Source organism: Pseudomonas sp. TUM25319 (assembly GCF_056388475.1).
Genome location: NZ_CM150751.1, coordinates 1378711 through 1391925, shown reverse-complemented (window position 1 = coordinate 1391925; position 13215 = coordinate 1378711). Strand labels below are relative to the sequence as shown.

The following is a 13215-nucleotide window of genomic DNA, read 5'->3' as shown; positions in this document are numbered from 1 at the left end:
GTCCCCCAACGAGGAACCCGTGGTCATGAGCATTACCCAGTTCAAACACACCGACAGCGTTGTCCTGGAGCACTCCGCTCCGGTCGCGGTCCCCCTCGGAGAGCCCGTCGCGGTGGCATCCACCACCAGCGTCGAGCGCGACGACGGGGTCGAGACCGGCATCTGGGAATGCACACCCGGACGCTGGCGCCGGCAGATCGTGCAACAGGAGTTCTGCCACTTCATCAAGGGCCGCTGCACCTTCACCCCCGACGGTGGCGAGCCCCTGCACATAGAAGCCGGAGACGCCCTGATGCTACCGGCCAACAGCACCGGCATCTGGGATATCCAGGAGACCGTGCGCAAGAGCTACGTACTGATTTTCTGATTTCCGATCCGCTGATCGCCTGCCTTCGATAACAACAGACAAAGCAAGGTAAACCCGACATGCGTACGTTCCTGATTGCTCCCCTGATGCTGGCCGCCAGCGTGGCCAGCGCCGCCGATTCGGTGAAGATCTACAACTGGTCCAGCTACATCGCCCCGGACACCCTGAAGAACTTCCAGCAGGCCAGCGGCATCGTGCCCACCTACGACGTGTTCGACAGCAACGAAACCCTCGACGGCAAGCTGATGACGGGCAACTCCGGCTATGACGTGGTGTTCCCGTCCAACCACTTCATGGCGCGGCAGATCCAGGGCAAGGCCCTCAAGCGCCTGGACAAGAGCCAGTTGCCCAACTGGAAGAACCTCAACCCGGTGCTGCTCAAGGCGCTGGAAGTGAACGACCCGGGCAACCAGTACGGCTTCCCGTACCTGTGGGGCAGCACCGGCATCGGCTACAACATCGACAAGGTCAAGGCAGTGCTCGGCGACAATGCGCCAGTGGACTCCTGGGACCTGATCTTCAAGCCCGAGTACATCAGCAAACTGAAAAGCTGCGGCGTCGCGGTGCTCGACAACGGCCCCGAGTTGCTGCCGATCGCCCTGCACTACCTGGGCCTGCCGCACCACAGCCAGAACCCGGCGGACTACGACAAGGCCAAGGATCTGCTGATGAAGGTGCGGCCGTATATCAGCTACTTCCACTCGTCCAAGTACACCGGCGACCTGGCCAACGGCGACGTGTGCGTGGTGGTGGGCTTCTCGGGGGATGTGTTGCAGGCGAAAAACCGGGCACTGGAAGCAAAGAACGGGATCAATGTTGGCTACTCGATTCCCAAGGAAGGCGCGCCGATGTGGTTCGACATGGTCGCCATGCCCGCTGATGCCCCGGACGAGAAAGCCGGCTATGCGTACATGAACTACCTGCTGCAGCCTGGGGTGATGGCCAACATCAGCAACCATGTGCAGTACGCCAACGGCAACCTCGCGGCGGACGCCATCGTCGACCCGCAGCTCAAGGCCAACAACATGATTTATCCGAGCGAAGACGTGATGGGCAAGCTGTATGCCCTGGAGGCGATGCCGGCGAAGATCGACCGGATCAGGACGCGGATCTGGACCAGCGTGAAGGCGGGCAACTGAGGGGCAGTTGCAAGCTATAAGCTGCAAGCTTCAAGAAAAAGCGGGCCAGTGCGCGGCCGCTTCTTCTTGCAGCTTGCAGCTGCTGTCAGTGGTGCTCGCGGGTGGCGCGGAATTTCACTTCCGGCCAGCGCTCTTCCATCAGCGACAGGTTGACCCGGGTCGGCGCCAGGTAGGTCAGGTGACCACCACCGTCCACCGCCAGGTTTTCCATGGCCTTGACCTTGAAGTCTTCGAGCTTCTTCTTGTCGTCACAGGTGATCCAGCGTGCGGACCAGACGGTGATCGGCTCGTAGGCACACTCGACCTTGTATTCCTCTTTCAGGCGGCTGGCCACCACATCGAACTGCAGCACACCGACAGCGCCGAGGATGATGTCGTTGCTGCGCTCCGGGAAGAACACCTGGGTCGCACCCTCTTCGGCCAGCTGCTGCAGGCCCTGACGCAGTTGCTTGGACTTCAGCGGGTCTTTCAGACGCACGCGGCGGAACAGCTCCGGGGCAAAGTGCGGGATACCGGTGAAGCCCAGGCTCTCGCCTTCGCTGAAGGTGTCGCCGATCTGGATGGTGCCGTGGTTGTGCAGACCGATGATGTCGCCGGCATACGCCTCTTCCAGTTGCTCACGCTCGGAGGAGAAGAAGGTCAGCGCATCGCCGATGCGCAGGTCCTTGCCGGTGCGCACGTGGCGCATCTTCATGCCTTTTTCGTACTTGCCCGAGCAGATACGCATGAAGGCGATGCGGTCGCGGTGTTTCGGGTCCATGTTCGCCTGGATCTTGAACACGAAACCGCTGAACTTCTCTTCCACCGGCTCCACGGTGCGCTCGTGGGCGACCCGGGCCAGCGGGCGTGGCGCCCAGTCGACGACCGCGTCGAGCACATGATCGACACCGAAGTTGCCAAGCGCGGTACCGAAGAACACCGGGGTCAGCTGGCCGTTGATGAACTCGTCCTGGTCAAATTCGTGGCAGGCACCCTGCACCAGTTCCAGTTGTTCGAGGAAACGCTCGTACTCGTCACCCAGGTGGGCGCGGGCTTCGTCGGAGTCGAGCTTCTCGATGATCTTCACCTCGGTACGCTCGTGGCCGTGGCCCGGGGTGTAGACGATGATGTAGTCACCGGCCAGGTGATAGACGCCCTTGAAGTCCTTGTAGCAACCGATCGGCCAGGTGATCGGCGCGGCCTTGATCTTCAGGACCGCCTCGATCTCGTCGAGCAGTTCGATCGGGTCACGGATATCGCGGTCGAGTTTGTTGATGAAGCTGACGATCGGCGTATCGCGCAGGCGGCAGACATCCATCAGGGCGATGGTCCGCGGCTCGACGCCCTTACCGCCGTCGAGCACCATCAGCGCCGAGTCCACGGCGGTCAGGGTACGGTAGGTGTCTTCGGAGAAGTCTTCGTGACCGGGGGTGTCGAGCAGGTTGATCATGTGCTCGCGGTAGGGGAACTGCATCACCGACGTGGTGATCGAGATACCCCGCTGCTTCTCCATTTCCATCCAGTCGGAAGTGGCATGGCGGTCGGACTTGCGCGACTTCACCGTACCGGCGACGGCAATGGCCTTGCCCATCAGCAGGAGCTTCTCGGTGATGGTGGTCTTACCGGCGTCGGGGTGGGAAATAATGGCGAAAGTGCGGCGCTTCGCGACTTCGGCGGCCTGGTTGGTCATGGGAAATCGCCTGACTGGGGATTGAAAAAAGGGCGGTATCATACCTGAAGGCTGATTGAATTTCGATCTCTGACTCAGACCTTGTGGGAGCGGGCTTGGCGGATTCCCCCGCGCACCTCCTCCTTGGTCAGTTCCCGCAGGCAGAGATCATTCATCACCTGCTCAAGTGTTTTATCCATGATTTTTTCCCACACCAATTACCAGAAGTGCCAAAAGCCTGATCTTCACGACTAACGGCCCAACAGCAGGTAATTCAACGCCTCCCAGCCAGAATTACGCTCGTTTCTCGTGCGTAATTTCCTACACCCCAGGGATTAACGCTGGCCAAATGCCGCATCAGATGGGAACCTTTAAAGCGATGGAGGCGTCCATTCCCCTGCAATGACCGTTGGTCGGGGTGGGTTTCACCGGCAACACGAGCCTGACGGGGCTTCGCTCATGGCGCGCATTTTCGCCGCCACTTTTCGCGTACAGATTGCCCGTCGCCTGGAATGGCGACAGCACGGGCCGCTGTGCGCCGACGATAAAAAAAGGAGTCCGCCTATGGCTGTACGCTATGGCAAGGGGCTGATGGGATGGGCCGCCGCGCTCGTCATCCTGGCCCTGCTGGTCCACTGGATCGGCACTGATACGATCGTGCGCTACCGCGCCGATCTCTGGTTCTACCTGCAGGCACACCTGACGCTGGTGCTGCTGTCGATGGTGGCGGCGCTTGCCGTGGGTATCCCGGCCGGCATTGCCCTGAGTCGACCGCACCGGGTCGACCGCGCCGAACGCTTCATGCAGGTCTTCAACATTGGCAACACCGTTCCGCCCCTCGCCGTCCTCGCCATCGCCCTGAGTATCCTCGGCATCGGCGCCGGCCCCGCGATCCTCGCGCTGTTCCTCGCCTCGTTGCTGCCCATCGTGCGCAACACTTACGAAGGCCTGAAAAACGTCCCCGCCTCGCTCAAGGAAGCCGCTACCGGCATCGGCATGACGCCGCGCCAGACACTGTTCAAGGTCGAGCTGCCCAATGCCGTGCCGATCATCGTCGGCGGCGTGCGGGTGGCACTGGCGATCAACGTCGGCACCGCACCGCTGTCGTTCCTTATCGGCGCCAACAGCCTGGGCAGCCTGATCTTCCCCGGCATCGCCCTGAACAATCAGCCGCAACTGCTGCTGGGTGCAGCGTGTACCGCGGCCCTGGCCTTGTTGCTCGACGCGCTGGTCAGCCAGTGCAGCCGCCGCTGGCTGGAACGCGGCCTGACTCACTGACCGAGGGACCCCAATGAAAAGAATCGCCTTGTTCCTGGGCGCGGCCCTGCTGTTCGCAGGATTTGCCCAGGCCGCCGAAAAACCGCTGATCCGCATTGGCGCGCGGGTCTTCACCGAGCAGACCGTACTCGCCGAAATCACCGCCCGCTACCTGCGCCAGAACGGCTTCGAGGTGCGCATCACCGGCGGCCTTGGCAGCAACCTGGCGCGCAGTGCCCAGGAAAGCGGCCAGCTGGACATGGTCTGGGAATACACCGGCGTCTCGCTGGTGTCCTACAACCATATCGAGGAGCGCATGCCGAGTGCCGAAGCCACCTACGCCCGGGTCAAGGAACTGGACGCGCAGAAAGGCCTGGTCTGGCTCGCCCCGTCGCGCTTCAGCAACACCTACGCCCTGGCATTGCCGCGCAAGGTCGCCGAGCAGTATCCGCAGGTCAACAGCATCAGCCAGTTGAACCAGGTGCTGCGCGACGAACCGAAGCAGACCCACGTCCTGGCCCTCGACACCGAGTTCGCCAACCGTCCGGACGGCCTCGCGGGCCTCACCGAGACCTACGACCTGCAGTTCACCCGCAAGGACATCCGCCAGATGGACGCCGGCCTGGTCTACACCGCGCTGCGCAACGGCCAGGTGTTCACCGGGCTTGTGTACACCACCGACGGCCGGCTGAGCGCCTTCGACCTCAAGCTGCTGGAAGACGACCGCCACTACTTCCCCGACTACACCGCCGCGCCAGTGGTGCGCAAAGCGGTGCTCGACGCCCACCCGCAACTGGCCACGCTGCTCAAGCCGCTGGCCGAGCAACTGGACGACGAAACCATGCGCCAGCTCAACGCCAAGGTGGATGTCGAGCACCAGAGCCCGGGCAAGGTCGCTGACGACTTCCTGCGCCAGCATCCCCTGCAAGGAGACGCCCCATGAACCTGCTGGATACCTTCGCCCACCTGGACTGGGCGCAAGTGCTGCAACTGACCGGGCAGCACATCACTCTGGTGGGGATCGCCGTCACCCTGGCGATCGTCGTCGGCGTGCCGCTGGGCATCCTGATGACCCGCTTCCCCGCCCTCGCCGGCCCCTTGCAGGCCAGCGCCACAGTGCTGCTGACGGTGCCGTCGATCGCCCTGTTCGGCCTGCTGCTGCCGTTCTACTCGAAGTTCGGCCAGGGCCTGGGGCCACTGCCGGCGATCACCGCCGTGTTCCTTTATTCCCTGTTGCCGATCATGCGCAACACCTACCTGGCCCTGACCAACGTCGAGCCGGGCATCCGTGAAGCTGCCCGCGGCATCGGCATGACCTTCGGCCAGCGCCTGCGCATGGTCGAGCTGCCCATCGCCGTGCCGGTGATCCTCGCCGGCGTGCGCACCGCCGTGGTGATGAACATCGGCGTCATGACCATCGCCGCCACTATCGGCGCCGGTGGCCTGGGCGTACTTATCCTGACCTCCATCAGCCGCAGCGACATGTCGATGCTGCTGGTCGGCGCCGTGCTGGTGAGCCTCCTGGCCATCGCCGCCGACCTGCTGCTGCAAGCCCTGCAACGTTCGCTGACTCCAGAAGGACTGCTCAAATGATCGAACTCCAGAACCTTTCCAAGACCTTCCACAGCAACGGCAAAGAAGTGAAGGCGGTCGACTCGGTCAGCCTGACCGTCAACGAAGGCGAGATCTGCGTCTTCCTCGGCCCCTCCGGTTGCGGCAAGAGCACCACGCTGAAAATGATCAACCGCCTGATCGCCCCCACGTCGGGCAAGGTGCTGATCAACGGTGAAGACACCACCGGCCTCGACGAAGTGACCCTGCGCCGGCGCATCGGCTACGTGATCCAGCAGATCGGCCTGTTCCCCAACATGACCATCGAGGAAAACATCACCGTGGTCCCGCGCCTGCTGGGCTGGGACAAGCAGAAATGCCACGACCGCGCCCGCGAGCTGATGAGCATGATCCGCCTGGAGCCCAAGCAGTACCTGCAGCGCTATCCACGGGAACTGTCCGGTGGCCAGCAACAGCGTATCGGCGTGATCCGCGCCCTGGCCGCCGAGGCGCCACTGCTGTTGATGGACGAGCCGTTCGGCGCGGTCGACCCGATCAACCGCGAAATGATCCAGAACGAATTCTTCGAGATGCAGCGGGCGCTGAACAAGACCGTGATCATGGTCAGCCACGACATCGACGAGGCCATCAAACTGGGCGACAAGATCGCCATCTTCCGCGCCGGCAAGCTGATCCAGCTCGATCATCCCGACACCCTGCTGGCGCATCCGGCGGATGAGTTCGTCAGTAACTTCGTCGGCCAGGACAGCACCCTCAAGCGCCTGCTGCTGGTGCGCGCCGAAGATGCGGCCGACAACGCGCCGTCGGCCAGCCCCGACATGGCGGTGGCCGATGCGCTGGAACTGATGGACGAGCATGACCGCAAGTACGTGGTAGTGACCGATGGCGAGAACCGCGCCCTGGGTTACGTGCGCCGGCGCGACCTGCACCGCCAGCAAGGCACCTGCGCCGACTTCCTGCGGCCGTTCAATGCCACTGCGGCCCATGACGAACACCTGCGGATCCTGCTGTCGCGGATGTACGAGTTCAACCGGGCGTGGCTGCCGGTGCTGGATGCCAACCAGGTGTTCCTGGGCGAAGTGACTCAGGAATCCATTGCGGCGTACCTGAGTTCGGGGCGTTCGCGGGGTGGCAAGACCAGCATCGTGTCTCCTGCCGAAGCTGCTGTTTAAAAACTGATGGCCTTATCGCCGGCAAGCGGAGCTGGCCGGGCGGCGCTCCGCTTGCCAGCGATGAGGCCCTAAAGAACACCCGAGAGATCAGAACCCTACACTGGCCTGCACATAGAACGTCCGCGGCTCACCCAGGTAGATCCCTGAGTTGTTGTCGCTGGACCGGGTGTAGTACTGCTGGTCGAAGATATTCTTCACCCCCGCCGCCAGTTTCAGGTTCGACAGTTCCTTGCCGAACTCGTACCCGCCACGGGCGCTCCAGGTCACGTAGCCCGGAATGTCGCCGTACTGGCCATCGGCACTCGGCTCGGTGATGTAGTTGCCGTTGAAGCTGCCGTTGGCGTTCATACCGGTGCCCGGTGCGCGCTGCTTCGATTGGGCGAAGGCGTCCAGGTTCCAGGTCCAGCGGTTGACCTGGTAACGCAGCCCAGCATTGACCACCTGACGCGAGTAGAACGGCAGGTCGCGGCCCTTGAAGCCCGGGATCTCACCTTCATAGGTGGCACGGGTATAGGTAAAGCCGGCATTGGCGCTCAGGCCGTCCAGGCGCGGGTCGAGGCCGGCCAGATCGTAGTGCACCGAGGCCTCGATGCCCTGGTGCTTGGTCGCGCCGAGGTTGGTCCAGCCAATGTCGTTGCTGATGTATTGCAGCTCGTCATCGAAGTCGATGTAGAACGCCGTCAGTTCGCCGCCCCAGGTACCGTTGTCGTAGCGGGTACCGATCTCGTAGGTCTTGGCCTTTTCCGCTTCCAGGCCGTTGGCGGTCTGGTCGCCGGTGCCGCCCTGGCCGAGCTGGAAATACTGCAGGCTGCCGAACGAGGTCTGGTAGTTGGCAAACAGCTTCCAGGCGTCGGACACGTGGTACATCACACTCAGGGCCGGCAACGGTTCGTTGCTGGTCACGCTGCGGCTCTTGGCCTGGACCGGCACCCCGTTGAGGCCGGGCACGGCGCGCTCCTTCCAGTCTGTGTTGATGTGCTCGAAGCGCACGCCCGGGGTGATGGTCCAGTTGCCGACATCGATTTTGTCGTCGATGTAGTAGGCGCTCGCCTCGGTGCCACCGGTGCGGTCCTGGTAGATGTGGCCATCGGACGTCGGCGTGACGGTGGGCACGTTGTTGACCAGCGCCAGGCGGCTGGCCTGCTCGTGCATCGCCTCTTTCAGGTAGCGGTAACCGACGCTGACCTCCTGGGTCGCGGGGCCGGTGAAGAAGATCCGCGACACCCGCGGCTCGATGGCGAAGGTGTGGTAGCTGCGCGGATAGGCACTGAGGGTCTTCTGGTCGCGGGCGGCGATGGTGCTGCCGCGGAAGCTGTCGGTGTAGTAGGTCTGCACTTCGAACTGGGTGACATCGTCGATCTGCCGCAGGTACTTGAGCGACACGTCCTTGCGCCGGCCGCTGAAGTTGTCGTAATCGCGGTCGGACTGGTACGGGTCGGCATCGAACTGGGCCTGGGTCAGGCCGCCGGGCATGTCGGCCTTGCCGTCGTAGTAATGGAAGTTCAGCGACAACTCGTCCTGATCGGTCAGGGCCCAGTGCGTCTTGAGCAGTACATCGTCGATATCGTTGCCGTTGTTGCTGCTGCGGTAGCCGTGGCCATTGACCCCGGAATACAGCAGCGCGGCGCCGAGGCCATTGTCAGCGGTGCCGCCGACGAACGCCGACTCGATATGTTTCCAGCCGCCATGGCGGGAAGTTTCCAGGGTAGTACCGACTTCGCCGGTGGCTTTTTCCGGAATGGCCCGGGTGACGAAGTTGATCACCCCGCCGACGTTCTGCGGCCCATAACGCACCGAGCCGGCGCCGCGCACCACGTCGATGCTGTCGAGGTTGCCGGAGGAGATCGGCGCCATCGACAGTTGCGGCTGACCGTAGGGCGCGAACGCCGCCGGGATGCCGTCGATCAGCACCGTGGAGCGCGGCGACAGGCGCGAGGTCAGGCCGCGCACGCCGACGTTGAGCGACAGGTCGCTGCCACCGGTGCCGTTGGAATCCTGCACCTGAACGCCGGGGATGCCCTTGAGCACGTCGCGCACACTCATCGCGCCTTGCTCGATCATGGCTTCACGGCGCACCACGGTGCGCGCACCGGCATGGTTGTGGACCACGGTTTCCTGGGCGTCACCCAGCCAGTCACCGACCATATTGATGTCGGTAGACGCCAGCTCCACCGTGCCGCTGGCCGCCTGCTGATCGGCGGCGTGCAATACCACGGTGCCCTCGGAGATCTCGTAGGTCAGCCCGCTGCCCTGCAACAGCGCTTGCAGCGCCTGCTCCGGCGACAGATTGCCGGACACCGCCGGCGCCTGCTTGCCCGCCACCAGCGCCGGGGTGAAGAACAATTGCAGCGAGGTCTGCTGGCCCAGTTGGCTCAGGGCGCTGGCCAACGGCTGGGCCTGGATCTGAATGCTGGTGGGCGTCGAGTCGGCGTAACTGTTGCCGATGCCGGCGCTGACAGCCAGCACCAGGGCCAGTGGCAGCCAGCGCGAGCGGCCGGCGGAACGTGGGGAACGCTTGTTGTTGTTCACGTCTTCGAGAAGTCCTGAGAGCGGATCGGGATCAACTGCCGTTTGCAAATCGAAATGCTTGGCAGTTGCAAGTCGGCCAGGAAGACGAACAACTCGGAAAAAACCTGAATCTATTTTGAAATTATTTCGTGGGAGCCATCGGCATGGGCCACCACCGTGACTGGCAGGATGCTCGGCAACGCCCGTAGCAGAGCGTTCGTGTCATCGACGCGGAAGGTGCTGCTCAAGCGCAGGCCGGCGGCTTTCGGTGCCACCTTCAGCGGTTGCTCGCGGTAGCGCGAAACCTCTTCGGCCACCTGCGCCAGCGTTGCATCGTTGAATACCAGCTTGCCCGAGCGCCACGCGGTGAGCGCCGCGGCATCCACCTTATAAGGTGCGGCCACCGCACCTGCGGCATCGATATGGGAGCCGAGGCCGGCGCTGAGCAGTGCCTTCGCCTCGCCATGACCCTGGACCCGCACCGAGCCCTGCTCCACCGCCACGCGGGTCTGCGCAGGATCCCGGCGAACGTCGAAACGGGTGCCGGTCACGGTGACCGTGCCGTTGCCGGCATCGACCACGAAGGGCCGGTCGCTGTCGTGTGCCACGCTGAACATCACCTCGCCCTGCTCCAGGCGAATATCCCGCTGCCCGGCGCTGAAGCGCACTTCGAGACGGGTACGGCCGTTGATGTCCAGGTGCGAGCCGTCCGGCAACTCCACCTGCCGGCGTTCGCCGAGGCCGGTCTGCAGTTGCTGGTGGTAATCGAGCCCGTGTCGCTGCCAGCCGAACCAGCCCAGCCCGACCGCCACAGCCAGCACGCTGGCGGCCACGGCCAGGCCCACGAAGCGGCGGCGCGGCAGCACGGTGACGGGATCTTCGGCGCACAGGGCCTGGAGACGGGCGCGGGGCAACAGGTCACTGGCTCGCCACAACTGGCCGAGCAGTTCGTATTCATCACGGTGCAGCGGATCCTGCGCCAGCCAGGCGTCGAACGCGGCCTGCTGCGCGGGGGAAAGCGGGCCGTCCTGAACGCGGGCGAACCATTCGGCCGCCTGCTCGCGGGCGGCCTCGTGCGGGCCGGGACTGCTGCCCTGATTCATGAATACATTCGCCTGACTCATTTCGTCGACACATCCAGGTGCTCGCGCAGGTGGCGAAGCGTGCGGATCATATACTTTTCGACCATGTTCCTGGTCAATCCCATGCGCTCGGCGATCTCGGCCTGGGTCAAGCCCTCGAGCTTCTGCCAGATGAACACCTTGCGGCAGTTCAGCGGCAGCTCCGCCAGCGCCCGCTCGACGCTGTCGGCCAGTTGCAGCGCATTCAGGTAGGCCTCCGGGTCCTCGGTCGACGGTGGCGCCAGGTCCATGGCCTGCTGTTCGAGCGACTGGCGGCGGTCTTCGCGACGGTATCCATCGACTGCAATATTGCGCGCTGCCTGGTGCAGATAGGCCCGTGGCTGCTCCACGGCGCCCTGCTCGCTTTCCAGCACCCGCACAAAGGCATCGTGCGCCAGATCCTCGGCCTGATGGCGACTGCGCAACTTGCGCGTCCAGGTGCCGACGAGTTCGTGGTAGTGGTCGAGAAAGCCTTTGTGTCGAGACACGGTGTGGAGGTCATCGTCAGGCAGAGGGAAGGTGCGCGAATAGTAATGTTTCTTATTAAGCCCGGCAAATGCTCCTTTGGCCTACCCGACCAAGCGCTTTTCGTCGTCTCGGGCAAAAAAAATTCATCGAAATCCGCGTTTCAGCGGGTGGCCATAAATATGAACAGTCAGGCCCGCGAAAAAGCCTTCGCAAAGATCACGACAAACGGTCTTGTCTGCATTTGAGATTAATTTAGCGACGATTTCTGCCGTTCGCACCGCCAGATCACGAAGTTACCGAGAAGTCAGCAAATCGCCACCTGTTCCACTATTTTTTACGCAAGGACGATCCAGAGGAACATCTGGCTGTCACCTGAGTCGGTTATGAAGGAACACAGTGGTTTGCAGGCGGCAGAGCAGTACGAAAACGCGACATTTTTTGTTGATCTTGAACCCCTCAAGTCCTAAAGTTCGCGCCGAACGTCCATGCTGGAAACGATCCATCCGGCTCAAGTACTGACGACGAGACAGCAAGGTCACCCGCAGCAGCTTTCAATCGCGCGGATGACCTTTTTGCTTTCGGCGACATGCCTTGGGAAGTAGGCGAACCAAAGTGGGGATACGGAGGGCGTTCAGTTTGCAGCCACTTATTTTTTCAGTTTGCCCATGGAGTCCCCAAGCATGTCGATCCAGGTCGAAGACTACTTCGCGCGTGAAACCTTCCAGAAAATGAAGGCGTTCGCCGACAAGCAAGAAACCCCGTTCGTGCTCATCGACACCCAGATGATCAGCCAGGCCTACGACGACCTGCGCGCGGGCTTCGAATTCGCCAAGGTCTACTACGCGGTCAAGGCCAACCCGGCGGTCGAGATCATCGACCTGCTCAAGGAAAAAGGCTCGAGCTTCGACATCGCCTCGATCTACGAGCTGGACAAAGTGCTGGGCCGCGGCGTCAGCGCCGACCGCATCAGCTACGGCAACACCATCAAGAAATCCAAGGACATCCGCTACTTCTACGAGAAGGGCGTGCGTCTGTATGCCACCGACTCCGAAGCCGACCTGCGCAACATCGCCAAGGCCGCGCCGGGCTCGAAAGTCTACGTGCGCATCCTCACCGAAGGCTCCACCACCGCTGACTGGCCGCTGTCGCGCAAATTCGGCTGCCAGACCGACATGGCCATGGACCTGCTGATCCTGGCCCGAGACCTGGGCCTGGTGCCTTACGGCGTGTCGTTCCACGTCGGCTCGCAGCAGCGCGACATCAGCGTCTGGGACGCGGCCATCGCCAAGGTCAAGGTGATCTTCGAGCGCCTGAAAGAAGAAGACGGCATCGAGCTGAAACTGATCAACATGGGCGGTGGCTTCCCGGCCAACTACATCACCCGTACCAACAGCCTGGAAACCTATGCCGAGGAAATCATCCGTTTCCTCAAGGAAGACTTCGGCGACGACCTGCCGGAAATCATCCTGGAGCCGGGCCGTTCGCTGATCGCCAACTCCGGCATCCTGGTCAGTGAAGTGGTGCTGGTGGCGCGCAAGTCCCGTACCGCCGTCGAGCGTTGGGTCTACACCGACGTGGGCAAGTTCTCCGGCCTGATCGAAACCATGGACGAGTCCATCAAGTTCCCGATCTGGACCGAGAAGAAAGGCGAGATGGAAGAAGTGGTCATCGCCGGCCCGACCTGCGACAGCGCCGACATCATGTACGAGCACTACAAGTACGGCCTGCCGCTGAACCTGGCCATCGGTGACCGCCTGTACTGGCTGTCCACCGGTGCCTACACCACCAGCTACAGCGCGGTGGAGTTCAACGGTTTCCCGCCGCTGAAGGCCTTCTACCTGTAAATGCACAAGGGGGCTGAGTGATCAGCTCCCTTTTGAGTTGCAAGCTTCAAGCTGCAAGCCACAAGAAAGAGCGGTCCGTGTCGTTGCCGCTTTGGCTTGAAGCTTGCGGCTTACAACTG

11 protein-coding genes are annotated in these 13215 nt (G+C 62.7%); 7 read left to right on the top strand and 4 right to left on the bottom strand.

All coding sequences use genetic code 11. From position 1 onward, the window contains the following. The first annotated feature begins 25 nt into the window (after window positions 1-25). Window positions 26-367 (top strand): cupin domain-containing protein, encoded by a 342-nt coding sequence (locus AC05QJ_RS06405; protein ID WP_476746120.1) that lies wholly within the window; start codon window positions 26-28, stop codon window positions 365-367. Window positions 368-426: 59 nt separating this feature from the next. Continuing rightward, entirely contained in the window at window positions 427-1506 is a 1080-nt protein-coding gene (locus AC05QJ_RS06400) for a polyamine ABC transporter substrate-binding protein (RefSeq protein WP_476746119.1), read from the top strand. A gap of 85 nt (window positions 1507-1591) precedes the next feature. Here AC05QJ_RS06400 and AC05QJ_RS06395 read toward each other — a convergent pair whose 3' ends face one another. After that, the gene (locus tag AC05QJ_RS06395) at window positions 1592-3175 is read right to left on the bottom strand and encodes a peptide chain release factor 3 (protein WP_476746118.1); all 1584 of its coding nucleotides are present in this window, start codon (window positions 3173-3175) and stop codon (window positions 1592-1594) included. Window positions 3176-3718: 543 nt separating this feature from the next. Between AC05QJ_RS06395 and AC05QJ_RS06390 the strand changes: the two genes are divergently transcribed. Genes AC05QJ_RS06390 through AC05QJ_RS06375 form a run of 4 tightly spaced genes read left to right on the top strand, consistent with a single transcriptional unit; the run spans window position 3719 to window position 7155 of the window. Further along, window positions 3719-4432, top strand: coding sequence for an ABC transporter permease (locus tag AC05QJ_RS06390; RefSeq protein WP_476746117.1), 714 nt, complete (start codon window positions 3719-3721; stop codon window positions 4430-4432). Between the two features lie 13 nt (window positions 4433-4445). Next, window positions 4446-5354 (top strand): glycine betaine ABC transporter substrate-binding protein, encoded by a 909-nt coding sequence (locus tag AC05QJ_RS06385; RefSeq protein WP_476746116.1) that lies wholly within the window; start codon window positions 4446-4448, stop codon window positions 5352-5354. Then, complete coding sequence (locus AC05QJ_RS06380; RefSeq protein ID WP_476746115.1) at window positions 5351-6004, top strand: ABC transporter permease; 654 nt, start codon at window positions 5351-5353, stop codon at window positions 6002-6004. Before AC05QJ_RS06385 ends, AC05QJ_RS06380 begins: the two co-directional genes overlap by 4 nt. Further along, a complete protein-coding gene (locus tag AC05QJ_RS06375; protein WP_476746114.1) occupies window positions 6001-7155 on the top strand; it encodes an osmoprotectant ABC transporter ATP-binding protein OsmV in 1155 nt (384 codons plus the stop codon). Before AC05QJ_RS06380 ends, AC05QJ_RS06375 begins: the two co-directional genes overlap by 4 nt. Window positions 7156-7242: 87 nt before the next feature. Here the strand turns inward: AC05QJ_RS06375 and AC05QJ_RS06370 are convergent, their stop codons facing one another. The 3 genes from AC05QJ_RS06370 to AC05QJ_RS06360 form a co-directional block, all read right to left on the bottom strand. Next, window positions 7243-9684: a TonB-dependent siderophore receptor gene (locus AC05QJ_RS06370; RefSeq protein ID WP_476746113.1), complete on the bottom strand. Its 2442-nt coding sequence runs from the start codon at window positions 9682-9684 to the stop codon at window positions 7243-7245. A gap of 110 nt (window positions 9685-9794) precedes the next feature. Then, window positions 9795-10766, bottom strand: a complete 972-nt coding sequence (locus AC05QJ_RS06365) for a FecR family protein (protein WP_476746112.1) — start codon at window positions 10764-10766, stop codon at window positions 9795-9797. A 17-nt stretch (window positions 10767-10783) separates the two neighbouring features. Further along, window positions 10784-11272 carry a sigma-70 family RNA polymerase sigma factor gene (locus AC05QJ_RS06360; protein ID WP_476746111.1) on the bottom strand — a complete coding sequence of 163 codons (489 nt, stop codon included), beginning with the start codon at window positions 11270-11272 and terminating at the stop codon, window positions 10784-10786. A 660-nt stretch (window positions 11273-11932) separates the two neighbouring features. On the opposite strand from AC05QJ_RS06360, the gene AC05QJ_RS06355 reads away from it, so the two are divergent. Beyond that, complete coding sequence (locus AC05QJ_RS06355; protein WP_476746110.1) at window positions 11933-13096, top strand: type III PLP-dependent enzyme; 1164 nt, start codon at window positions 11933-11935, stop codon at window positions 13094-13096. The last annotated feature ends 119 nt before the right edge of the window (window positions 13097-13215 follow it).

Excerpts from the sequence above, each read along its gene's own strand:
- AC05QJ_RS06405 (WP_476746120.1), top strand. The coding sequence starts at position 26 with ATGAGCATTACCCAGTTCAAACACACCGACAGCGTTGTCCTGGAGCAC.
- AC05QJ_RS06400 (WP_476746119.1), top strand. The coding sequence starts at position 427 with ATGCGTACGTTCCTGATTGCTCCCCTGATGCTGGCCGCCAGCGTGGCC.
- AC05QJ_RS06395 (WP_476746118.1), bottom strand. The coding sequence starts at position 3,175 with ATGACCAACCAGGCCGCCGAAGTCGCGAAGCGCCGCACTTTCGCCATT.
- AC05QJ_RS06390 (WP_476746117.1), top strand. The coding sequence starts at position 3,719 with ATGGCTGTACGCTATGGCAAGGGGCTGATGGGATGGGCCGCCGCGCTC.
- AC05QJ_RS06385 (WP_476746116.1), top strand. The coding sequence starts at position 4,446 with ATGAAAAGAATCGCCTTGTTCCTGGGCGCGGCCCTGCTGTTCGCAGGA.
- AC05QJ_RS06380 (WP_476746115.1), top strand. The coding sequence starts at position 5,351 with ATGAACCTGCTGGATACCTTCGCCCACCTGGACTGGGCGCAAGTGCTG.
- AC05QJ_RS06375 (WP_476746114.1), top strand. The coding sequence starts at position 6,001 with ATGATCGAACTCCAGAACCTTTCCAAGACCTTCCACAGCAACGGCAAA.
- AC05QJ_RS06365 (WP_476746112.1), bottom strand. The coding sequence starts at position 10,766 with ATGAATCAGGGCAGCAGTCCCGGCCCGCACGAGGCCGCCCGCGAGCAG.
- AC05QJ_RS06355 (WP_476746110.1), top strand. The coding sequence starts at position 11,933 with ATGTCGATCCAGGTCGAAGACTACTTCGCGCGTGAAACCTTCCAGAAA.